This is a genomic window from Methanosarcina siciliae T4/M (assembly GCF_000970085.1).
GTDB lineage: Archaea > Halobacteriota > Methanosarcinia > Methanosarcinales > Methanosarcinaceae > Methanosarcina > Methanosarcina siciliae.
Window position 1 is genome coordinate 4,088,217 of record NZ_CP009506.1, and the last position, 22,356, is coordinate 4,110,572.

Genomic DNA, 22,356 nt, shown 5'->3' on the forward strand with positions numbered 1-22,356 from the left:
AAAGGAAGAAGTTAGGACTCAGATTCCAAATAATCCCATAAGTTTTTTCTTTTTTGCTAAACCGGATGCGAAAACTTTTTTATGACAATAGATTTAGATACCATGTATGTTTTTTACATTCAGAATAATTTACCTTATGTTATGAGGTTTCATTTATGAAACGAAAGGATCCTGCAACAAAAAACCAGAAATATCTGGCTATCTTCCTGGCCGTAACGATGTTTCTCTCAGCTTTTATGATATATTTCTCGTCTACGGCTAATGATAAAAACGATGATAATAACACCCCTGCTTCGGAGACAGGAGAGAATTTTATGACAGTCCCGTTCTCTCAGATCCCGGGCAAACATGTCCAGCACGATTTTAACTCCATTATCGACGGATTGGAAATGTCACCTGAAGGAGTAACGAATGCTATATATGTCGACCTTCAAAAAACCGAAGGGACCCCCCTGGAATCTGCATTCGGAAACAGTCAAACCATGAATGTTTCCTTCTCTTATGGAGCTGACGTTACGAAGAGATACGGGGCAAGTTATGCCGATGGAAGCGGTTTTGAGCTGCACCAGATTCCCGAGCAGAAGATGAACATGCCCCTGAACACATCGGCAATGCCATATGAAGGATACCAGATCCTCGACAGGACAAATGGGACCTACAACATCTGGAACCTGGCAGGAAGCCCCTCAATCATAGGCCCCATCCAGAATGTGGTAAACGTCATCGATGTCCTTGAAGGAAATGCAACTTCCAGCTCGGAATACGACCAGATATTGAGCCAGGCGGACCCGGAAGGAAGCATCTACCAAGAAGCGGTCACAAAAACAAATTCCACGGATATTCCTGCAGAACAGTATTACATGGATCTCAAAAAGCTGGATGACGGAAGTTACGTGCAGACAACCATCTACCTTAACCCTGAACCTGAAGTAGATGAAAAGATCGCAGTTTACCAGACAAACTCGAGCGAACGTGGAGTGGCATACAACGTAACTACTCTGGGCAACATTACAAAACTGGAAATAAGCTCGGACTTTGAAAGCCTTTACAACGAAAGTGCCCTGCTTTCAATATAAGCAGGCAAACTTTCATTTTAAATTTTTTTTATTTTGATTTGGTTTTTACTTTTTTACTTTTTCCCCGAATATTTTTTCTGGAATCTTTTCTCTGACAGCTTCTTTGGGATTCTTTCCGGAATCTGCAGGTTTTTGCGGAGAGCTTAAGAAATCAGGAGAATTCGGTCTGGAGAAATATAAGAAGCCTTATACGGGAAGAATAAAAAACCATATAGATTGAATAAATATAGAAAGAGAACGAATAAAATAATAGTGAAAAAATGAGGTGAGGCTTTGGGATTTTCCAGTTCATTCGAAAGGATTTTCCTGAAAAAGATAGACGGCAAGAACGCCCACGATTGGTTTGAACTCGGGGCAATGGAAAAAGACCCTGAGAAAAAGGTAGAGTACTTCAAAAACACAGTGGAGCTGAAACCAAATTTCGTAGGCGGCTGGACAGTGCTCGGGAACGCCTATGCCGAGATGGGAGAGTATGAAAAAGCCATGGAATGCTACAACAAGGCTCTTTCGATCTGCCCAAAGTACAAGGAAGCAAAGTATAACAGGAGAAATCTGGAGAAAAAGATGAAGGAAGCAAAATTAAAACCGGGAACATGATGAAAAAAACCTGAACTCCAGAAACTCGAAGGAAAAAATGAACTTCGGAAACTCGAAGAAAAAAAGGAAATCCAGAAAAAACTGACTATAATCAAACAGTTACTATCCCTGTTCCTTCCTGACAGCCGGGACTATATAAAAAAGAAACAGCTAGTGCAATGATAGAAATCAAAGTCCGGCGAATATAAACTATCCACAACAACTCGGCAGGGAAAAACTTTTTTTCAGCATGTTTTGGTTCTCATTGCATCTTTTTTAAAAAACGAAGGAGCAATAGCATCATCAGTTATTTCTACCGACCCCACATATATTCAATGGGAAGTGATGCTATTGGGATTTCTGGACAAACTGTTCAAGAAGAAACTCGAAGGAAAAACCGTAGAAGAATGGTACGGGCTTGCTGTTGGGGAAACTGATCCTGAAAAGAAGATTGAATACTTCGATAAAGTCCTGGCTTTAAAGCCCGATTTTGCAGGAGCCTGGAACCTCAGAGGGCTTGAATTTGTGGTCCTCAAGCAGTATGAAGAGGCCATTACCTCTTTTGATAAAGCGCTTGAGATAAGACCCAACTATCCGGAGGCAAAGTACAATAAAGAAGATGCAGAAACTGAATTAAGAAAGATCGGAGCCGCAGAAAGGCCGGTTGGAGAAGAAAAAAAAGGAACATCGGAAACTCACGGGGAGCAGGAAGAAGAAATTAAAGTTGAGGGGACAGAAAGTTAAAAAACGAAAAGGTGTTCCGGGAAAAATCCCTGACAGGCCGGTTTTGCCTGAAGGGCCGATTTTGCCCGAAGGACTGATTTTGCCCGACTGCCAGAACAACCAGTTATTTTTTCCCGCGGCTCAGGGCCTGAAGCCCGAGTTTTACGGTCCCGGGAAGTTTTCCGCACTGCATGACCTTTATCTGTTCGGGTGAAATAAATTTGAAAGCCGCATTCATCAGGACATCGGATTTCATGATCCCATCCATAATCTGCCTCGCCTGTACCGAAGTTTCGAGAGCTTCACCGAACTGAGCCCTCCAGCGCCGTTCATAAGCTTCAAGCTTGCATTTCCCGGTGGCAAATTCGGCTGCAGTTTCTCCCGCAATTTTTCCGGCAATCATTGCAGGAGGAATTCCCCCGCCGTTTGTTGCGATGATATGCCCGGCGGCATCCCCTACGATCAGAGAGTCCGCCGTTGCAGTGTTTGCAGGAGCTCCGTTTATGGGAATAATCCCTGCGATAACATTCATTATGACAGCATTTTTCAGCTTCGGGGCGGCTAGAGGATGGTCCCGCATAAAATGGTGCAGGTAATCTTTTGCAGAAATCCCTTTTTCGGCCATTCCGCTTCGGATACCGATTCCTACATTTGCCCGCCCCCCGCCTTCCGGAAAAATCCATGCATAACCGCCAGGAACATAATCTTTTCCGAAATACATCTCAAGGGCATCCGGGTCAATATCAACGTTCCTGACCTGGTACTCAAGGGCAACGGAGGTTTCTCTTAATTCGGGTTTCATGGCAATTCCTTTTGATTTTGCAACAAGGGAATTAGGACCGTCAGCTCCAATGATCGCCTTTGCTTTCAGGGCATGTTTCCCGAATACCCCTGAAGTTTCAACCGTTGTGCCCTCCACCCCTGTCACCCGGGTCTTTACCATCAGTTCAGTCCCTGCCGCAGCAGCCTGCTCAGCCAGAAACTGGTCATAGCGGCGACGGTCGAGGACTGTGCCCCGGACAGCAAACTCTTTTACACTGCCGTTTGGGGGGATGATTCGCTGTGTTTTGATGTGCTGCAACACGCAGGAGTCAGGATAGTTTTTCAGGGTATCAGGCAGCCTGGCCTCAGGCATCAGGGCCTGGACTTCCGAGGCATCCGGAAGAAAACCGGCACATTGGATGGGGTTTCCAATTTCTCTTTTCTTATCGAGAAGCAGGACAGAAGCCCCGTTCTTTGCGGCATGCAGGGCAGCGGTGGAACCTGCAGGGCCTGCACCCACAACGATGACATCGTAAGAGGTTTTTGGAATCATGAAAAGGTCTCACTGTTGTTTATATTTAGCCTCTGCAGTTTACTGAGGAATTGTTTATTAATCCTTTCCTGAAGCCAAGAAACGAATAGTGCTGTGTCGGGTGTTTTAATCCCCACAATCAGGTAGTGTAACCCTCAAAATAAAGGTTCAAAATTCTGTCTGGCAAATAGATAAGAAAGAAGGAACACGCCCGAGCATAGAAATGTTTAAATAAGACTGCATAGTACAACGGTTACCGGCTTCCGAGTGTGGCAGGGTGAAGGAACTGGAACATAAAAAGAATGGATTTAGGAAGTTAGAAAGAGCCCCATGATCCAAATTCAGCACCGCAATTCAGACGAATTGTGAACCAATAAGTATTAAAAAGCAAGGAAAAAGTCAACAAATAAGTATCTTAAAGTAAGAGTTAATTATATATACAATTAGATAGTACAACGGTTACCGGCTTCCGGTAGCCGACGAAAATAAAGGAGCAAGGAAAAAATGAGACAAATAGCAATTTATGGAAAGGGCGGCATTGGAAAATCAACTACTACGCAGAATCTTACTGCGGCCCTCTCGACTATGGGGAACAATATTCTTCTTGTAGGGTGCGACCCGAAAGCAGACTCTACCAGAATGCTGCTTGGAGGCCTGAACCAGAAAACCGTACTTGACACTCTTAGAAGCGAAGGCGACGAAGGAATCGACCTCGATGTAGTTTTACAGCCAGGCTTTGGCGGCATCAAATGTGTGGAATCCGGGGGGCCTGAACCGGGTGTAGGATGTGCAGGCCGAGGCATCATTACCTCCATCGGACTGCTCGAAAACCTGGGAGCTTACACTGACGATCTTGACTATGTATTCTACGACGTGCTTGGCGACGTTGTATGCGGTGGTTTTGCCATGCCTATCCGCGAAGGAAAAGCCAAGGAAATCTACATCGTGGCCAGTGGAGAACTGATGGCAATTTATGCAGCAAACAATATCTGCAAAGGTCTGGCCAAATTCGCTAAAGGTGGAGCCCGTCTCGGAGGCATCATCTGTAACAGCAGGAAAGTAGATGGAGAACGTGAACTTCTTGAAGCATTCGCAAAGAAACTGGGGAGTCAACTGATCCACTTCGTGCCCAGAGACAACATCGTCCAGAGGGCAGAAATCAACAGAAAGACAGTAATCGACTTTGATCAAGAATCCGACCAGGCAAAGGAATACCTCACCCTTGCAGACAACGTCCAGAACAACAACAAACTCGTGGTTCCAACCCCACTCCCGATGGAAGAGTTAGAAGCTATGATGGTAGAATTCGGAATCGTTGAGCTGTAACTGTTGAGACCCAGAGGAGATGAAAACGATGCAAATGATAAGAGCGGTCATAAGACCGGGAATGGAATCAAAGGTTGTCGAGTGCCTGGAAAAAGAGGGCTGTATTTCCCTTACAAAAATGGAAGTCTTCGGAAGAGGGAAGCAAAAAGGGATTCACATTGCAGACATCCACTATGACGAATTGCAGAAAACCATGCTTCTGATGGTAGTCGAAGACGAACACAAGGACAAAGTTATAAAGACCATAATGGAAGCTGCAAGAACCGGGAAGTATGGGGATGGAAGGATCTTCGTAAACCCCGTGGAAGAAGCATATACCATAAGGACGGGAAAAACCGGGCTTTAAAACCGGTTTTTCGGAGGGAAATCCCCATGAAAGAAATTACGGCAATAATCAGGATGAACAAGGTCCAGAAAACCAAGAATGCCTTGCTTGGATGCGGCTTTCCTTCGTTTACCGTAAGAAGGGTCATGGGCCGCGGAAAACAGAGAGGACTCTGCTTTGAATTTAATCCACCGCTACCGGATCCGGAGAAGGAAGCAGAGACCTGCATTCGTTTCATTCCGAAACGTATGTTCACCATCGTTGTGGATGATGAAAACGTAAGCGAAGTGGTCCAGAAAATCATAGAGGTTAACCAGACCGGAAATGCAGGAGACGGAAAAATCTTCGTGTCAAACATCACTGAAGCAATCCGTATCCGGACCGGAGAAAGTGGCGAAGCGACCATAAGCAAGGAGTTGATGTAAGAATGGGAGCGGAAATTGAAGAAAAACAGCTGATTGTTGACAACATTTTGAAGGTGCTCCCTGAAAAGGCTGCCAGAAACCGGAGAAAACATCTCGTTGTCAGGGACTGTTCCACCGAACAGCACATCGAAGCCGACGACAAGGTAATCCCCGGCATCCTCACAAACCGCGGTTGTGCCTTTGCGGGTACCAAGGGTGTGGTCTTCGGACCTATCAAGGATATAGTCCACCTGGTCCACGGCCCCATAGGTTGCGCTTACTTCACCTGGGGAACCAGGCGAAACCTTGCAAAGGCAGAAGAAGGCGGGGACAACTTCATGAATTACTGCGTATGCACGGACATGAAGGAAACCGATATCGTCTTTGGGGGAGAAAAGAAGCTCAAAAAAGCCATTGATGAGATTGTGAAAATCTTCAACCCCGGAGCTATCAGCATCTGTGCGACCTGCCCCGTAGGGCTTATCGGAGACGATATAGAATCTGTTGCAAGAGAAGCTGAAGAAGAGCATGGGATCAAGGTAATCCCCGCCCGCTGCGAAGGATACAGGGGAGTCAGTCAATCTGCAGGCCACCACATTGCAAGCAACTCCCTGATGGAACACCTGATAGGGACCGAAGATATCAAGGACCCCACTCCCTTTGACATAAACATCTTCGGAGAGTACAATATAGGAGGGGACCTCTGGGAAATCAAGCCAATCCTCGAAAAAATAGGATATAGAATAATCTCAAGTTTAACCGGAGACGGATCATTCCACAAAATTTCGCAGGCCCATCAGGCAAAACTCAGTATCCTGCTCTGCCACCGTTCTATCAACTACACTAACCGGATGATGGAAGAAAAATACGGGGTTCCCTGGCTGAAGGTAAATTACATCGGCACGAAAGGAACTGAAAAATCCCTGCGGAAAATGGCAGAGTTCTTTGACGACCCGGAACTTACCCGGAAAACCGAGGAAACCATTGCTGAAGAAAAAGCAAAATATGCGGATGAAATTGAAGGATACAGGAAAAAACTCCAGGGAAAAACCGCTTTCATCTATGCCGGAGGCTCGAGGAGTCATCACTATATAAACCTCTTTGAAGAGCTCGGCATGAAGGTTGTTGTTGCAGGCTACCAGTTCGCCCACAGAGACGACTATGAAGGCAGACAGATCATTCCAAGCATGAAGGAAAAAGCCCTTGGGTCCATTCTTGAGGATGTACATTACGAAAGAGAAGAAAATGTTAAGCCTTCCATTAGCGCTGAACGGATTGCTGAATTGAAAGAGAAAATAGGGCTCATGGACTACGAGGGACTTTTCCCCGAAATGAAGGATGGGACCATTGTCGTTGACGACCTTAACCACCATGAGACCGAATTCCTCGTAAAAGCTCTCAAACCCGATGTCTTCTGTTCCGGGATTAAGGACAAGTACTGGGCTCAGAAATTAGGAGTTCCCTCAAGGCAGATCCACTCCTATGATTACAGCGGACGTTACACAGGCTTTTCCGGAGTCCTGAATTTCGCACGGGATATTGACATGGCTATTCACAGCCCCACCTGGAGGTTCATAAACCCACCGTGGAAAGGCGAAGAAGCGGAGTAAAAACAAAAAAGAAAAGAGGTGTAAAAAATGCTTGATTATACCCCATGTGAAGAAGTGGAACGTTCAGCCATCACCATCAACCCTGCAAAGATCTGTCAACCAATAGGAGCCGTTTATGCGGCCCTCGGCGTGCACAACTGCATGCCCCACAGCCACGGGTCCCAGGGCTGCCTTTCCTACCTGCGTATGTGCCTGAGCAGGCATTATAGGGAGGCTGCACTGGCAACTACCAGCAGTTTTTCCGAAGGGACAGCCGTTTTCGGAGGAGCTGCAAACCTCAAGGAAGCTCTCGTCAACCTGACAACCGTATACCAGCCTGAAGTAATTGCCATTCATACCACCTGTGTGGCAGAAACCATTGGAGACGATGTCGGAGTCATCTTAGAAGATGTGAGTGCTGAAGAGCTTATTGACCCATCCATCAAAATCTGTGCAGCTTCCACTCCAAGTTATGTCGGTACCCATATCACCGGCTATGACAACATGGTAAAGTCTTTCGTAACCACCTTTGCCAGCAAAAGCAAGCCAAACGGGAAACTCAACATAATTCCAGGCTTTGTAGAACCTGCAGATATCAGGGAAATCAAACGCATACTCTCGATAATGGGAATTTCCAGTATTGTCTTCCCGGACACCACGGACGTCTTTGATGCGCCCCTGACAAAAGAACATACCTTCTACCCCAAAGGCGGGACCCCAATAGGGGATATAGAAGATTCCGCAAATTCCCTCGGGACGATTGCTCTCTGCAGGATGGCAGGCGGGGCTGCAGCAAAGATCCTGGAAAGCCGCTACAAAGTACCGGCAAAAATAGGGCCCACCCCAATAGGGATCAGAAATACCGACCGCTTCGTCATGAATGCAGCAAAACTTGCCAATGTGGCTATCCCCCCCGAACTTGAAGACGAGAGGGGAAGACTTGTTGACATGATGACTGACGCCCACCCCCACTACCACGGAAAGAAGGTAGCCATTTACGGTGACCCTGACATACTTTCAGGCCTCACGAGCCTTGTGCTGGAAATGGGCATGGAACCGAGTGTGGTGCTCACCGGCACTCAGAACTCCGAATTTGAAAAAGAAATCGAAGAACTCATAGGTTCCGAGTACCCGGACGCCGATATCATTTCGGGAGGGGACCTCTTCATGCTCCATCAGATCATCAAGCGAAAGCCCGTGGACCTCCTAATCGGCAACACATACGGGAAATTCATATCAAGGGCAGAGGATGTGCCCCTGGTAAGAGTAGGCTTCCCGATCATGGACCGGGCAAACCTGCACTACTTCCCAATCATGGGGTACGCCGGAGCTGCACGACTGGTGGAGCGCATAGGAAACACCCTGCTTGACAGGAAAGATAGAGATGCTCCTGACTGGCTGCTTGAAACCATCCAGTAAGAGAGGAGCCTGAATATAAAGGTAGTGATCTGAACATATCTCAGAGATGATATCGAACTGATAAATTAAAAATGGGAAAAAGTGGAAAACCGCCGCTGCAATTCTGAAAACAGAAGCAGAGGGGAGTGAAAGAAATGAAAAAATTAACCGGGATAGTGGATACTCTCGAAGAAAGGCAACCGTACATCACCAGAAAGCAGGAAAAAGGGGATGAAATTCCCCTTGCCTGCGACAATAACTCCCTTGCAGGAGCCATCAGCCAGAGGGCATGTGTATATTCGGGAGCAAGGGTTGTCTTAAACCCCGTAACCGACGCAGTCCACCTGGTACACGGCCCTATAGGCTGTGCAGGCTATACCTGGGACATAAGAGGGGCAAAATCCAGCGGGATTGAAACGAACCGCAGCAGTTTCAGTACGGACATGAAGGAAATCGATGTTGTCTTCGGAGGAGAGAAAAAACTCTCAAACGCAATCGATGAGCTGGTAGGTATCTATCACCCTCCGGTCGTTTTCGTGTACTCCACATGCATTGTGGGAATCATCGGAGATGACCTGGAATCGGCCTGCAAGACAGCGAGTGAGAAGCACAATATCCCGGTAATCCCTGTAAAATCCGAAGGCTTTAAAGGTAACAAGTCTGACGGATACAAAGCTGCTTGCGATGCCTTAAAGCAGCTAATCAAAAGGCCGAAAGAAAAGAAGCCCGAGGCAGGCCCCGAAGTCAACAGGCCGAAGATTAATATCCTGGGAGACTTCAATGTGGCCGGGGACGTCTGGCTCGTAAAACCCCTCTTTGAACGGATGGGAATAGAAGTTATAGTCTCCATGACCGGAGATTCGACTGCCAAATCAATCACAAGGGCAGCGGAAGCAGACCTCAACCTCGTCCAGTGCAGCGGGTCGATGACCTACCTTGCAAAATGGATGCAGAAAGAGTACGGGATTCCATACCAGACCATAAGTTTCTTCGGAATCGAAGACATTTCCATTGCTCTTCGAAAGACTGCGGAATACTTTGGCTCCGAAGAGATGAAAAAGATAGCAGAAGAAATCCTGGAGACCGAAAAGAACCGGATAATGCCTGTAATTTCCCAGGTAAGAGAGAGAGTCAAAGGAAAAAAGGCCGCCATTTATATGGGTGGCCCTGCAAAAGCCCTCACGCTTATCAAAGGTTTTGCGGAACTTGGCATGGAAGTGGTGATCATCGGGACCCAGACCGGGAAAAAGGAAGACTACGAGCAGATCAGTTATTCAGTCCGGGACGGGACAGTCATTGTGGATGATGCAAACCCCCTGGAACTTGCAGACCTGCTCGTGAAACAGAAAGCCGACCTGATGGTTGCAGGCGTTAAAGAGAGATTTATCGCATACAAGCTGGGAGTTGCCTTCTGTGATTTCAACCACGACAGAGTGGTGGAGTTCGAAGGCTTTGACGGCTTTGTAAACTTCGCAAAGGAAGTGGATGCCTCGATCAACAGCCCTGTCTGGAAAGCTGTCAGGCAGAGGACCCTTAAACCCGGATCCCCGGAACAGGAAAAAGCCACAATAGAATTGGAACAGGAAAAAGCCGCAGTCGAAGAAAAGATCTCTGCAAAACCGTACGCTAAGAAATGTAAAGGTGTAGCCCTGAAACCGGAGTTTTTACGCTCCAGGTCAGATGCCGCAGTTGAGAGTCAGGTATGAGGAGGCAATGAAATGACTAAAAGAAACTATGCAACTGTGAACCCCTGTGTTATGTGCCAGCCCATGGGAAGTGCCCTTGCATTTAAAGGAGTTGAAAATACCATGGTCCTCTATCACGGCTCCCAGGGCTGCAGCACCTATATGCGCCTGCACCTTGCCCACCACTTCAGGGAACCTGTCGATATCGCTTCAAGCTCCCTCAGCGAAAAGGGAGCAGTGTATGGAGGCAGGGAGAACCTGAAAAAAGGGCTTAGAAACGTCATCAACAGATACAATCCGAAAGTAATAGGCGTTGCGACCACCTGTCTTGCCGAAACAATTGGTGATGACGTCCCTTCAATTATCAGGGAATTTAAAGAGGAAGCAGGGATCGGAGACGATCTCGAAAAAGATATCATAATCATACCCGTTTCCACCCCAAGCTATGGGGAAAGCCATGTAAGTGGCTATATAAAAGCCCTGGACGCCATTGTCAGGAAGCTTACGGAAAAGCCTGAAAACCCGGAAGAATCAAAAATCTCTGAAGACGCAGGAAACGGCAAACTCAACCTTATCCCGGTTGAGAGCGTCTCCCCGGCTGATGTGAGGGAACTCAAAGAAATACTTGCAGAAACTGCAGAAGATTACATTTTCCTCCCGGACATTTCCGAGACCTTTGATGCACCCCTGGGAGAAGAACTTCCTAAAATAGCACCTGGAGGCACCACACTCGCCGAGATTGCCGACATGCCCAACAGCAAAGCAAGCCTCGGTCTGGGGATTGTCAGCACGAACCTTGCTGTAAAATACCTTGAAACTTCCCACGGGGTTCCCGGACACAATGTTCCCATACCCATAGGCCTCTTAAACAACGACCTTTTCTTTACGGAACTGGTCCGCATCCTCGGCTGCCCAATCCCTGAGAAATACCAGAAAGAAAGGGGAAGGCTACTCGATGCCATGGTGGACGTGCACAAGTATCTTTACGGAGTAAAGGCAGCAGTTTACGGAGACCCGGACACTGTATTTAGCCTGACGACTTTCATGCTGGAACTCGGGATGAACCCCGTGCTTGTAGCAACCGGAAGCAAAAGCCGGGACTTCGAAAAGAGAATAAAACAAATCTTTGAAGAGATCAGGCCGGAACTGGAACCTGTGGTTCTGAACGGCATTGACTTTGACACCCTCAATGATGCTGTCGGTGAATGCAGCCCTGAAATCCTGATAGGGAACTCAAACGGGAGACACATTGCCAAGGCGCGCAACATCCCCCTTGTAAGGGTTGGCCTACCAATCCACGACAGAGTAGGTGCACAGCGTATCCTTACTGTCGGATACAGGGGAGCCCTGGAACTTCTGGACAGGATCACCAACACCATCCTTGAAGCCACTGATACTTTCACCGCACCTGTACAGGTAGAACCGGCTGCATATGCCGGCCAGAGAGCAGGAGATGACTGCATCGAGGGAGCGCAGTGAGATAAACAAGAAAATCTGACACACAAGAAAATCTGACACTTCCGATCATGGCAAATACGACTTCAGCTTCATAATGCCTCCCGGAATTCAGAAACTCCTGATAGAGAATGAAAAACAGAAAATGTAAATGAAAAAACGAAAGCGATCTAAGATTCTCATAGCCGGAAAAACGATAAAAAAGGGAAGAATTTGATGGAAATCATTCAAATAATCGCGACCCCACTTCTACTAACCCTCAAGATTTCCGTCATTGCAACCCTCTTTGTGACGGTGCTGGGAATTTTAATTGCTTATATACTGGCAAAAAGGGAGTTCCCGGGAAAAGGGTTAGCTGACGTTATGGTTACCATGCCAATGGTTCTTCCCCCTACCGTAACCGGGTACATCCTTGTTATCCTGCTGGGAAAAAACGGAGTTATAGGAAGCATTTTCACCAAATTTACGGGGAGCGGAATCCTCTTTACCTGGCAGGCAGCAGCCATTGCAGCCTTTGTAGTTTCTTTGCCCCTGATGGTAAAGACCACCACAGCAGCTATCGGGGCAGTAGACAGAAATGTTGAGGAAGCATCCCGTATTCTCGGAAGAAATGAATTCGAAACTGCGCTCTTCATAACCCTGCCCCTTGCAAAGAAAGGCATTATCGCAGGCTGCGTCCTGAGTTTTGCAAGGGCTGTCGGAGAGTTCGGAGCAACCCTCATGGTTGCAGGAAATATCCCGGGAAAGACCAGCACCATGCCTCTTTCCATTTACGGAGCATACCAGACAGGAAATAATGAACTTGCGAACCTGCTTGTGCTTATTCTTGTTGTCATGTCATTCGTAACGATTGCGGCCACCGGCAAACTGGGAGAACGATGAAAAAAGGTGAGAGTAGGGAATGACTGTTGAAGTAGACATTGGAAAGGAATTCTACGGAAGGAAAAACAGAAAAAAGAAAGGGGAAATCCCCAGCTTTTCAATGAACTGCAGCTTTGATGCCAATTCCGATTTTGTGGTCCTGTTCGGGTGTTCCGGTTCAGGTAAAACCACGGCTCTCCGCTGTATTGCAGGGCTTGAAAACCCGGACACGGGGACCATTAAGATTAACGGCACCGTGTACTTTGACAGCGGAAAAAAAGTAAACCTCCCTCCCCAGAAACGGAAAATAGGGTACATGTTCCAGGAAAATGCCCTCTTCCCGCACATGAACGTGCGGCAGAACATCGAGTTCGGCTTAAAAGGCCTGAGCGCCATGGAAAAAAAGGAAAGGGTAAACGAGATGCTGGGCCTTGTGGGAATAGAGGAGCTTGAGTTTTCCTACCCTGACGAGCTTTCGGGCGGGCAGAAACAGAAAGTTGCCCTTGCCCGGGCCCTTGCTCCCAATCCGGAAGTCCTGCTCCTTGACGAGCCATTTTCAGCTCTGGACACCGTAGTCCGCCTTAAATTGAGAAAGGAACTGAGGGATATCCAGAAAAGGCTCAAGATTCCTGTAATTTTCATCACCCATGACCCTGTAGAGGCTTTTACCATGGCTGACCGCATGGCAGTCTTTGAAAACGGCAGGGTGCAGCAGATAGGTACCCCTGAGAACATATTCTACCACCCGAAAACCCGTTATGTGGCCGAACTTGTGGGCTTCTCAAACCTCTTTGATAATGCCGTGGTAGAAGGGCACGGAAACGGAGACGAATGCACCTTCCTGTGGTCCCTCGGAACGGAAATTACTGCCCCCTATATAGAACGTAAAGCAGGAGACAGAGTCAGCTGGGGCATCAGGCCTGAGAATATCGAGCTTGTGGACAGGAAAAACATGCACGTTATCCGCCAGGAAAACAGGAAAAACCTCTTTGACGGGGTAATAATGAACGTGGTAAACAAAGGCACCAGCCGGATCATGTCCCTTATCCTCAAAGACAGCGAGGACGTCCTGAAAGTAGAGGTTGCAAACCATGTCTTTAACTCATTAAAAATGGGGACCGGAGACGAATGCATGGTCAGGCTCAGAGCCTCGGATATGATCATCTTCTGACTCTCGAATTGTGACTCGCCCGAATTGCGACTCGCCCGAATTGCGACTCGGGAGCCCGCAGTCCTTTTCGCTACGCTACGCTTCGCTCAAGAGAACAAATTTAGAATGGGAGAGTAGAGCAGTAGAGTTCTTCTTTGAGTTTTGATTTGGGATCAAGGAAATCGAAGTTTTTGGCAGCGTGCCAATTTTTCTGTAAAAATCACAAATATCAAGAAGTTATAAGGTAGAAAATTCCATATCTGAAGAACAAAATTACAATTTCATAACCTGTACAAACCTATTCTGTATACAGAGGTAGTTCTTGGTACTCCCGAAAAAGGAGAGCACCCTTTCCCGCAGAAAGATTGTCAGTTCCTTTGCTTTTTTTGCATAGACGATATTGCAAAGCGTGTAAAACGTACTTTTGTGCCAAACAAAAGTTGGCACTTTAAGTCAGTGTTTTTTTCTATGTGAAATCTTTTTTCAGAGGATTGTACATGAAATTGTCAAATTAGAGTATAGATATTAAAATCTGACCAGATAAGTTCAATTAATAAATAGATTTGTAAAAATAATATTTAATAATACAGAATCAATAGTAACTTATACTAAGAATACAATTAAGTCACTAATTTAGCAAATAGTAACATAAAAAGAATAGTATATCATACAATAAATGTGATACGAATTAAAGACAGGGATATCGATCTGTAGCCTGAAATGAGCACATTATAAACTGATAGGCCTGGGAAGAGGCGAAAATAGAGTGTATATGCCATCTGGAGATCGATTATGTAGACCGATACAACAACCGAAACTCGGAAGATGTCTGGATTGAGGTTCTTATCCTGATAATCCATTATTCTCAGGGAAGACTCAGGGGAATCCACGCTTCTAATGCTCATCATGAGAGAGCATCACAACAGTCGAACTGGATGAACAAAAAGAGGTTTAGCACAGGTTCCCAGAGCCCCCGGATATTGAGTCATGGAGACTCTGAAAGGATAATTAATGGGTATTATGGCCGGGGCCAGCTTGCAACTATAGCCACTTTTAACCTTCTGGAGGGTGACAGATGAACGAAGACAAAGAGATAATCAGAGATTTCTGGAATTATCGTTCTCAAAAATTCGATAAATCTCCTGGCCATTATACCGCCAGCAAAGAGGAGGAAGAAGCATGGAAGGGGCTCCTCAGGTCAAAGCTGGATGATGCCGAAAAAATCCTTGATATTGGTTCAGGAACAGGTTTTCTCTCACTAATGCTCGCCGATATGGGGTATGAGGTTGTGGGAATCGATCTCTCCGAGGAGATGATCGCTCGTGCGTCTTCCAAGGCAAAAGAGAGAGGATTATCAATCGATTTTCATCAGGATGATGCCGAAAACCTCGGTTTTGAAAACAACTCCTTCGATGCCATCGTCAACAGGGCTGTTATCTGGACACTTCCGCATCCGGATATCGCAGTACGTGAATGGATGCGGGTATTGAGACCCGGAGGAAAACTCTGCTTTTTCCTTCACGTGCCTCGCAACGAGCGAGAAGATACGCTCCAGAAACAGGTTTTGAACCTCTGGATACTCCTCTCAGAGAGAAGGAATCCTTGGCGCACTCTTGGAAGTAAAGGACAGGCTGTAAACCTTCCATATAACGGGGGTGTAAAACCCGGAGTCATTGTAGACCTTCTGAAATCTGTCGGATACTCTCATGTCTTCGCCGAGCCCATGCACGAGATTGAAACCCTGAAAAGCCGACGTATGCCCTACCCATATAGAATTTCACACGGGCACGGCCAGTTCTGCTACACAGCTGAGAAACCAAAAGAGGATTGAAGATGAAGCGAATAAGTTTTACACCCCTGAGATTCCTGGCATTCTGCTGCTTTGTCGGAGCGATGATTATCACTGCGGGATGTTTAGGACAGAGTGCTCAGACAGAAGACAATGTTCAAGAGGACAACATTCAGACGCTTATCGTTGCCGGACCCGCTGATTTTGATTCAAGAATAGAGATGAAGATGAACGTGTATGATGTCTTCCTCGACATCAATGCCAATGGAAAACCTATTCCCGGCCATCTTGTCAGTTCATGGAACAAGTCTGATGACGGATTAACCTATACTTTCCAACTCAATAAGGAAATAGAGTTCCACGACGGGACGCAATGGAACGCGAGTTCTGCTTCATGGTTCCTGACATGGTGCAGTCAGGGGCCAAGGAAGAACGATATCGCATTCTCAAAGATATCCGATGTGAGTGAGGTCGATGAATATACAATACAGGTCACTCTGAAAGAGCCATATGGAGCTTTCATCAAATCGCTCTCATCGGAGTCGAACAGCCATGTCATCGCACCAACATCGGTCGAACCTGCCTGGAGTAACGATGGAGAGATCGTATCCTTTATCGGGACAGGGAAGTTCGAGGTTGAGAACTATGTAAAGGCACAGAGTGCAGAATTTGTGAGACATGATCCGGCCTCAGGTGAAGGAACGCTAATTGACCGGATATCTTATCGGGTAATTCCTGATAGCTATTCCAGTGTATCGGCGTTACGTGCAGGTGATGTGGATATCATTGGAGTGGCGGACCACCATTCAACGGTCCCATATGAGCAGATCCCCCAGATGATGGACGATCCGGATATCATCGTCGAAAAGCAGTCCTACGGAAGATATCAGGTTGTGGAACTGAACTGTAAAGAGGGGTCGCTTAGTGATATTCGTCTCCGGGAGGCGATCAACCTCGGACTTGACCGGGATAAGATGGTTAAAGAACTCCTCGCCAGCGCTGCAGAACCTGCGTATTCGGTTGTATCCCCTACGTACCCATGGGCCGGCAGCCTTGCAGGGACGGAATATACCTATGACCCGGAGAAAGCAAAGAACCTCCTTGACCAGGCAGGATGGGTAGTTGCCGGAGCCGATGGAATTCGGGAAAAAGACGGACAGAAACTGACACTTACCTATATCGTTCCGCAGGGTGAAGCTAATTCGGATTCTATTGCCGTCTACATCCAGAGTGAGCTGAAGAAGATCGGGGTCGACGTAGATATCCTTGTGCTTGAAAGCGGTGCCGCAGGAGAAGAACGTCAAAAGGGCAACTATGACATGTATCTGCACCACAGCTGGGGAGTTCCCGGGCTGCCCGAAGGACCGCTTACCGGAAAATATCACTCTACCTGGGGATCATGGCCGGTATCTTACCATGATGAAGAGCTCGACCAATTGATCGAAACAGCCATCGCTACCGGTGCAGATGAAGATTATAGCGCCGCATACCTGTATATTCAGGAGAAGTATGCCTGTATGCCGTTGTATGACATTGAGAAAATCGCTGCGTATAGAAAGGCTGTGAAAGGCTTCACGTTCTCTGCTTCGATCTACGGGCTCGACCTGAGTACGGTTAGTATCGAACCTTAAGAAGGTGTATTATGGCCGGAGATATACCTATCTTATTAGCAAGAAGGATACCATGGGCCCTTCTAACGATATTTCTTGCATCAGTACTCGCATTTTCAATAATGTACTTTGCACCGGGAAATCCGGCCGAGATCATTTTAACACAGGAAACCGGAAATGAGCCGACAAGAGAGGCTGTTTTACTTTTCATGAACGGCCACGGGCTTGAACAGCCTTTCTTAAAACAATACGCTGTCTGGATGACAAACCTGTTTTCCGGAAGCCTTGGTGTATCCCTCCGAACAGGTGATCCGGTTCTGGAAGAGTTCACTGCCCGCTTTCCCGCAACGTTCATCCTTGCGGTGACGGCGATGACACTTGCACTGATAGTGGGCACCAGCATTGGTGTATTGTCAGCCATAAGGCCACATTCCCCGTTTGATCTATTTGGCAACTTCATCGCATCGATGGGAACTTCAATACCATCTTTCTGGCTTGCACTGCTGCTCATCCTCATATTCTCGATCCATCTTGATATCCTCCCTTCATTCGGATATGGAGGGATACAACACCTTATCCTTCCAACAATGGCCCTCGGTTTTCTCCAGATTTCAAGAATTTTGAGGATAACAAGAGAGAGCATGCTCGACGCCCTCTCCGAAGACTATGTCTTCGAAGCCTATGCAAAAGGACTGAAGGAAAGAGAGGTTGTGTTGAAGCATGCGTTTCGAAACGCTTCCGTCCCTGTTGTTACCCAGGTGGGGCTCGACATCGGAACCCTCCTTGGCGGCACTGTGATCATCGAACAAATTTTCGGGTGGCCAGGAATAGGGAACTTTCTTCTGACATCGGTAATGAGCAGAGACTATCCTGTCATTGCGGGATTTGTCCTCCTTATAGCTCTGATATTTGTGATCGTCAATATTCTTGTTGATATTCTGTATGTGTGTATCGATCCAAGAATGAAACCGGGAGGAAATATTCATGGGTAACAGCTTGTATGGAAGAGGACAGAGCAGTCACCGGGAACAGAGCTGTCATCGCCTCCAGATTAAGTCCCCACGTCTGAGTATAAAGGTGATCATCAGCTGTATGACTCTTCTCACCTTTGCGGTAATGATTATCTTTCCAGGTGTATTAGCCCCCCATGATCCAAATGCTGTAGATCTTGACAATCGGCTTGCAAAACCAGGAGTAGACCACCCATTTGGGACAGACCATCACGGTCGGGATATTCTTAGCCGGGTGATCTATGGGGCACAGGCCTCGCTGGTAACTGCCCTCTCCGTAGTTGCCATCGGTGTCGTACTTGGTACTTTCATAGGCCTGGTTGCCGGGTTTTTTGGAGGTGTTATTGATCAAACCATCATGCGTATTGTAGACCTCTTTCTGGCATTTCCGGGGACAATCCTTTCTATAGCTCTGGTCGGATTATTTGGGGCTTCACTTTTCAACATAGTAATCGCACTCTCGGTGATGTGGTGGGTAAGTTATGCACGAATTATACGGGGATCTGTCCTCCAGGTAAAAGAGAAGGATTTTATCAAAGGAGCTCGGCTCATGGGAGGAAATTCATACTACATCATCAGGCAGCATGTGCTCCCGAATGTACTCTCCCCTTTATTTGCCCTTGCCACACTTGATGTGGGATCCGCAATTCTTCATATCACGGGCCTGAGCTTCCTCGGCCTCGGGGCTCACCCCCCAACCCCGGAGTGGGGAGCGATGATTCAGGGAAGTATCGCTTTTATGGAGACCGCACCGCAGACGATGATCTTCCCGGGGCTGTGCATCATTATTACAGTCCTCTCATTCAACTGTCTGGGTAACTGGCTGAAAGAGAGAATTGATCCGATGAGAATGGAAAAAACTGATTTTCAATGAACGGGAACAGAGAACATGGATGCCTTATCGTATGAATTTACCAGTGAAACAGGCAAAGAGCCCATTTTACGCGTCAGAGATCTGAATACAGTATTTCTCACGGCAAATGGTCCGGTACAGGCAGTGAACGGCCTTGATTTTGACCTGGCGGAAAGGGAAAGAATGGCCATTATCGGGGAATCCGGATGTGGCAAGTCTGTGCTTGCCCAGACCATACTAAAGCTCCTCCCATATAATGCACGAGTATCCGGGGAGATAATCTTTCACAACCAAGATCTGTTAGGTACAGGGCGGGACCAGATGGTTAAGATCAGAGGTGGAGAGATCGGTTTGATCCCACAACAGCTCTCTTCCCTTGATCCTCTTATGAAAATTAAAGGCCAGATTCGGAAAGCAATACAACCAAGTGGAGGTTCCCGGGATAAAAAACAACTCTACCGGAAAGCTTTCGATCTCCTTAACTCGGTAGGACTTGATCCTCAGGTATCAAACAGATACCCGCATCAACTCTCTGGAGGGATGAACAGGCGAGTTTTGGTCTCGATGGGCATTGCACAAAATCCGGATCTCCTCATCGCAGACGAGCCAACGACCGGGCTGGACACGATTCTCAGGAACAAAACCGTGAAGCTGATAGATCGCATTACTTCAGGGCGTTCTCTCCTGCTGATAACCCATGATATCGGAGCGGCACAGATCTGTGAAAATCTTGCGGTGATGTATGCAGGTGAAATAATTGAGAGGGGGCCTGCACAGGACATACTCGACAACCCCAGGCATCCATACACACAGGGCTTGATGTCTTCGATGCCTTCAAGGGGCATGTACTCGATACCGGGTATGAGTCCGAGTCTGATACAACTCCCGAAAGGATGTCGTTTCTATCCCCGGTGTCCGTATGCAAAAGAGAAGTGTGCAACGCATCATCCGGATATACAAGGAGAGAACATGTGCGGAGAGAAGAGGGAACTTAGGTGTCACTATGCTTGCAGTTGAACACCTTTCCAAGACCTACACCGGTGGTTTTTTAATACACAGGGCAGAAGTGCATGCTGTACGGGACGTGAGCTTTTCAATTAAAGGTGATGAAATTTTCGGGCTTGTGGGAGAGAGCGGGTGTGGAAAGACAACTCTGGGTAAGATGCTCGTACGCCTGTTAGATCCAACAGGAGGAAGAGTGGCAATCGGCGACCTCGATATCACAAGCCTCAGGGGATCGGAGTTGCAGAGATACTGGCCAAATCTCCAGATGATCTTTCAGGACCCAAGGTCCTCGCTTAACCCAAGGATGCGGATTGGAGATTCCCTTGTGGAAGGTCTGAAGCTCTCCGGGGAGAGAGATTTGATCGAAGATACCGTACAGGAAATCATTAAGAATATGAACATACGTGAAGAAATCCTGAATCGCTACCCTCATGAAGTAAGCGGTGGGGAAATTCAGAGGATAGTCATTGCCCGTGCAATCAGTCTCAACCCAAAACTGATCGTTGCAGACGAACCCACATCAAACCTTGATCTCTCTGTACAGGCACAAATTCTCACATTGATAAAGAAAGTACAGAAAGAACGTTCGATACCCTGTGTGCTCATCTCCCATGATATTGAAGTTGTAAAATGGATGTGTACCCGGATCGCGGTGATGCTCAGGGGCAGGATTGTAGAGGAGGGGCTGACGGATGACGTGATCCGGAACCCTCTGCATCCCTACACACAGGAACTCATTAATGCCTCATCTTTTTGTGGCGAAACAACAGAATATCAAAACCCTGAGGCATCTCAGCCCACGGATGAAGGGTGTCCGTATGCGGGGAGGTGCGCAGTAGCCAGACAGGAATGCCGGATGGGCGAGGTCCGGTTAAGAGGCGGTATCCATAAGGTTGCCTGCAGGTCGGTCAGCGAGGATTGAAATTTCCGGATTTCCATACATCCATTAAACTAAGACTGATTTAATTAAGAATAAAATGCCCCTCTTGAGGAGCCTGATATGGATTACTCCCTAATTTTTTCCGAAGCTATGAAGCTATTTTCGATAATGCTCCCGATGATATTTATCGGCTTTTTTCTATCAAATCTCCTGAGGGCAACCCGTTATCTAGAATACACCAGCATTCCCATGGCGTCTATCACGGAAATGGCCCGCCTTCCAAAAACATGCTCTTCTGTGCTCACCTTCTTTTTTTTAAACTCCTGGTCAGGAATGGGCATGCTTTCTTCCTTCTTTCATAAGCGGATTCTCGGAGAGCGGGATGTCATTGTGACAGTCCTGATCGCTCAGCTACCAAAAGGGCTTCATAGTGCAATATTTTTTCAAGCACCCGTTGCACTCTCAGTACTTGGTTATGAGATCGGATTGCTGCTCCTCTTTTTAGAACTTCTGGTTTTCGCTGGCATTGCAGTTGCCGGAATATTCATAGGTAGAAAAATTCTTTTTAAAAATATTTTAGAATATGGAGATAATACCGAACTGTCCATTTCAGAGGAAAAGGAAAAAGAAAAGGAAAAAGAAACTGGGTGCATAGCCAGAGCAGGAGCTGTACTTCAAAAAAGTTTTCATGAGTTCGGAAAGGTTGCCCTTGTACTGGTTCCAACGACATTTTTATTCATTATCATCCTTAACCTGGGCCTGGCAGAGTACTCGGCAGAAATACTTCAACCCCTTATGAATTTCCTTCGACTGCCGGATGCTGCAGTAATTGTATTTGCAGCAAGCTTTTTGAGTCAGATTGCCGTTCTTTCGGCAGCTGGCACAATAGTCGTAATGGAACAAATAACCGTTCTTCAGTGTCTTGAGATGCTCTTCATTGCCAGGGTACTACACCTTGGAATTGGTTATGTTAAGACATCTCTTCCGACAAATATCGCCCTATTCGGGAGAAAACTCGGTCTTCGAATAACCTGCGTGGAGGGCTTCATGGTTGAAACAGGGCTGACATGTATCGTTTTACTCCTTATAATACTGCAAACGTACCCTGGATAAGAAAACACCAAGAGAAATATCAGCTTGAAACAAGACAAATTCCAACAACACTAACAATGAAGATTGCTCAGAGGAAACAGAAGAATCTTCGGCCAGAAACGAAACTAATGATGAAAGTACTGATCGTAAAGGTTGTAAAGAGGAAACAGAGAAATCTCCAGCTGAAAACGACAATGATTGCTAAATACAAACAAAGAAGATTATGATTCCAACTGTTACAGTAAGATATAGGTA

At 46.9% G+C, this 22,356-nt stretch carries 20 protein-coding genes; 19 read left to right on the forward strand and 1 reads right to left on the reverse strand.

What is annotated here, in order from left to right; genetic code table 11:
• Positions 1-155: 155 nt before the first annotated feature.
• From MSSIT_RS17110 to MSSIT_RS17120, 3 genes are all read left to right on the forward strand, one after another.
• Positions 156-1,076, forward strand: coding sequence for a hypothetical protein (locus MSSIT_RS17110; RefSeq protein WP_048173721.1), 921 nt, complete (start codon positions 156-158; stop codon positions 1,074-1,076).
• A gap of 273 nt (positions 1,077-1,349) precedes the next feature.
• Positions 1,350-1,673 (forward strand): tetratricopeptide repeat protein, encoded by a 324-nt coding sequence (locus MSSIT_RS17115; protein WP_048173722.1) that lies wholly within the window; start codon positions 1,350-1,352, stop codon positions 1,671-1,673.
• Between the two features lie 234 nt (positions 1,674-1,907).
• The gene (locus MSSIT_RS17120; RefSeq protein ID WP_231589952.1) at positions 1,908-2,396 is read left to right on the forward strand and encodes a tetratricopeptide repeat protein; all 489 of its coding nucleotides are present in this window, start codon (positions 1,908-1,910) and stop codon (positions 2,394-2,396) included.
• A gap of 103 nt (positions 2,397-2,499) precedes the next feature.
• On the opposite strand, the gene MSSIT_RS17125 is transcribed toward MSSIT_RS17120, so the two are convergent.
• Positions 2,500-3,690, reverse strand: a complete 1,191-nt coding sequence (locus MSSIT_RS17125; RefSeq protein WP_048173723.1) for a geranylgeranyl reductase family protein — start codon at positions 3,688-3,690, stop codon at positions 2,500-2,502.
• Between the two features lie 483 nt (positions 3,691-4,173).
• Here MSSIT_RS17125 and nifH point away from each other — a divergent pair, with 483 nt between their 5' ends.
• From nifH to MSSIT_RS17205, 16 genes are all read left to right on the forward strand, one after another.
• Positions 4,174-4,995, forward strand: coding sequence for a nitrogenase iron protein (gene nifH / locus MSSIT_RS17130; protein WP_048173724.1), 822 nt, complete (start codon positions 4,174-4,176; stop codon positions 4,993-4,995).
• Between the two features lie 28 nt (positions 4,996-5,023).
• Entirely contained in the window at positions 5,024-5,341 is a 318-nt protein-coding gene (locus MSSIT_RS17135; protein ID WP_048173725.1) for a P-II family nitrogen regulator, read from the forward strand.
• Positions 5,342-5,367: 26 nt separating this feature from the next.
• Positions 5,368-5,745: a P-II family nitrogen regulator gene (locus MSSIT_RS17140; protein ID WP_048173726.1), complete on the forward strand. Its 378-nt coding sequence runs from the start codon at positions 5,368-5,370 to the stop codon at positions 5,743-5,745.
• 2 nt (positions 5,746-5,747) lie between these two features.
• The gene (nifD, locus tag MSSIT_RS17145; protein ID WP_048173727.1) at positions 5,748-7,334 is read left to right on the forward strand and encodes a nitrogenase molybdenum-iron protein alpha chain; all 1,587 of its coding nucleotides are present in this window, start codon (positions 5,748-5,750) and stop codon (positions 7,332-7,334) included.
• Between the two features lie 27 nt (positions 7,335-7,361).
• Complete coding sequence (gene nifK, locus MSSIT_RS17150) at positions 7,362-8,732, forward strand: nitrogenase molybdenum-iron protein subunit beta (RefSeq protein ID WP_048173728.1); 1,371 nt, start codon at positions 7,362-7,364, stop codon at positions 8,730-8,732.
• 134 nt (positions 8,733-8,866) lie between these two features.
• Positions 8,867-10,417, forward strand: a complete 1,551-nt coding sequence (gene nifE, locus MSSIT_RS17155) for a nitrogenase iron-molybdenum cofactor biosynthesis protein NifE (protein WP_048175021.1) — start codon at positions 8,867-8,869, stop codon at positions 10,415-10,417.
• Positions 10,418-10,429: 12 nt separating this feature from the next.
• Positions 10,430-11,875 (forward strand): nitrogenase component 1, encoded by a 1,446-nt coding sequence (locus tag MSSIT_RS17160; protein ID WP_048173729.1) that lies wholly within the window; start codon positions 10,430-10,432, stop codon positions 11,873-11,875.
• 192 nt (positions 11,876-12,067) lie between these two features.
• Complete coding sequence (modB, locus tag MSSIT_RS17165) at positions 12,068-12,733, forward strand: molybdate ABC transporter permease subunit (protein WP_048173730.1); 666 nt, start codon at positions 12,068-12,070, stop codon at positions 12,731-12,733.
• Positions 12,734-12,752: 19 nt separating this feature from the next.
• Positions 12,753-13,883, forward strand: a complete 1,131-nt coding sequence (locus tag MSSIT_RS17170) for an ABC transporter ATP-binding protein (RefSeq protein ID WP_048173731.1) — start codon at positions 12,753-12,755, stop codon at positions 13,881-13,883.
• 1,054 nt (positions 13,884-14,937) lie between these two features.
• A complete protein-coding gene (locus tag MSSIT_RS17175; protein WP_048173732.1) occupies positions 14,938-15,693 on the forward strand; it encodes a class I SAM-dependent methyltransferase in 756 nt (251 codons plus the stop codon).
• A 2-nt stretch (positions 15,694-15,695) separates the two neighbouring features.
• Entirely contained in the window at positions 15,696-17,282 is a 1,587-nt protein-coding gene (locus MSSIT_RS17180; protein ID WP_048173733.1) for an ABC transporter substrate-binding protein, read from the forward strand.
• Positions 17,283-17,293: 11 nt separating this feature from the next.
• Entirely contained in the window at positions 17,294-18,253 is a 960-nt protein-coding gene (locus tag MSSIT_RS17185) for an ABC transporter permease (RefSeq protein ID WP_048173734.1), read from the forward strand.
• Positions 18,246-19,145, forward strand: coding sequence for a nickel transporter permease (gene nikC / locus MSSIT_RS17190; RefSeq protein ID WP_048173735.1), 900 nt, complete (start codon positions 18,246-18,248; stop codon positions 19,143-19,145). Before MSSIT_RS17185 ends, nikC begins: the two co-directional genes overlap by 8 nt.
• Before the next feature lie 15 nt (positions 19,146-19,160).
• Positions 19,161-20,141 (forward strand): ABC transporter ATP-binding protein, encoded by a 981-nt coding sequence (locus tag MSSIT_RS23695; RefSeq protein ID WP_048173736.1) that lies wholly within the window; start codon positions 19,161-19,163, stop codon positions 20,139-20,141.
• Complete coding sequence (locus MSSIT_RS17200) at positions 20,128-21,051, forward strand: ABC transporter ATP-binding protein (RefSeq protein ID WP_048173737.1); 924 nt, start codon at positions 20,128-20,130, stop codon at positions 21,049-21,051. Before MSSIT_RS23695 ends, MSSIT_RS17200 begins: the two co-directional genes overlap by 14 nt.
• Positions 21,052-21,129: 78 nt before the next feature.
• Positions 21,130-22,122, forward strand: coding sequence for a hypothetical protein (locus MSSIT_RS17205; RefSeq protein ID WP_048173738.1), 993 nt, complete (start codon positions 21,130-21,132; stop codon positions 22,120-22,122).
• Positions 22,123-22,356 lie beyond the last annotated feature (234 nt).

Coding starts and splice junctions, on each gene's coding strand:
- MSSIT_RS17110 (WP_048173721.1), top strand. CDS start 156: ATGAAACGAAAGGATCCTGCAACAAAAAACCAGAAATATCTGGCTATC.
- MSSIT_RS17125 (WP_048173723.1), bottom strand. CDS start 3,690: ATGATTCCAAAAACCTCTTACGATGTCATCGTTGTGGGTGCAGGCCCT.
- nifH (WP_048173724.1), top strand. CDS start 4,174: ATGAGACAAATAGCAATTTATGGAAAGGGCGGCATTGGAAAATCAACT.
- MSSIT_RS17135 (WP_048173725.1), top strand. CDS start 5,024: ATGCAAATGATAAGAGCGGTCATAAGACCGGGAATGGAATCAAAGGTT.
- MSSIT_RS17140 (WP_048173726.1), top strand. CDS start 5,368: ATGAAAGAAATTACGGCAATAATCAGGATGAACAAGGTCCAGAAAACC.
- nifD (WP_048173727.1), top strand. CDS start 5,748: ATGGGAGCGGAAATTGAAGAAAAACAGCTGATTGTTGACAACATTTTG.
- nifK (WP_048173728.1), top strand. CDS start 7,362: ATGCTTGATTATACCCCATGTGAAGAAGTGGAACGTTCAGCCATCACC.
- nifE (WP_048175021.1), top strand. CDS start 8,867: ATGAAAAAATTAACCGGGATAGTGGATACTCTCGAAGAAAGGCAACCG.
- MSSIT_RS17160 (WP_048173729.1), top strand. CDS start 10,430: ATGACTAAAAGAAACTATGCAACTGTGAACCCCTGTGTTATGTGCCAG.
- modB (WP_048173730.1), top strand. CDS start 12,068: ATGGAAATCATTCAAATAATCGCGACCCCACTTCTACTAACCCTCAAG.
- MSSIT_RS17170 (WP_048173731.1), top strand. CDS start 12,753: ATGACTGTTGAAGTAGACATTGGAAAGGAATTCTACGGAAGGAAAAAC.
- MSSIT_RS17175 (WP_048173732.1), top strand. CDS start 14,938: ATGAACGAAGACAAAGAGATAATCAGAGATTTCTGGAATTATCGTTCT.
- MSSIT_RS17180 (WP_048173733.1), top strand. CDS start 15,696: ATGAAGCGAATAAGTTTTACACCCCTGAGATTCCTGGCATTCTGCTGC.
- MSSIT_RS17185 (WP_048173734.1), top strand. CDS start 17,294: ATGGCCGGAGATATACCTATCTTATTAGCAAGAAGGATACCATGGGCC.
- nikC (WP_048173735.1), top strand. CDS start 18,246: ATGGGTAACAGCTTGTATGGAAGAGGACAGAGCAGTCACCGGGAACAG.
- MSSIT_RS23695 (WP_048173736.1), top strand. CDS start 19,161: ATGGATGCCTTATCGTATGAATTTACCAGTGAAACAGGCAAAGAGCCC.
- MSSIT_RS17200 (WP_048173737.1), top strand. CDS start 20,128: ATGCTTGCAGTTGAACACCTTTCCAAGACCTACACCGGTGGTTTTTTA.
- MSSIT_RS17205 (WP_048173738.1), top strand. CDS start 21,130: ATGGATTACTCCCTAATTTTTTCCGAAGCTATGAAGCTATTTTCGATA.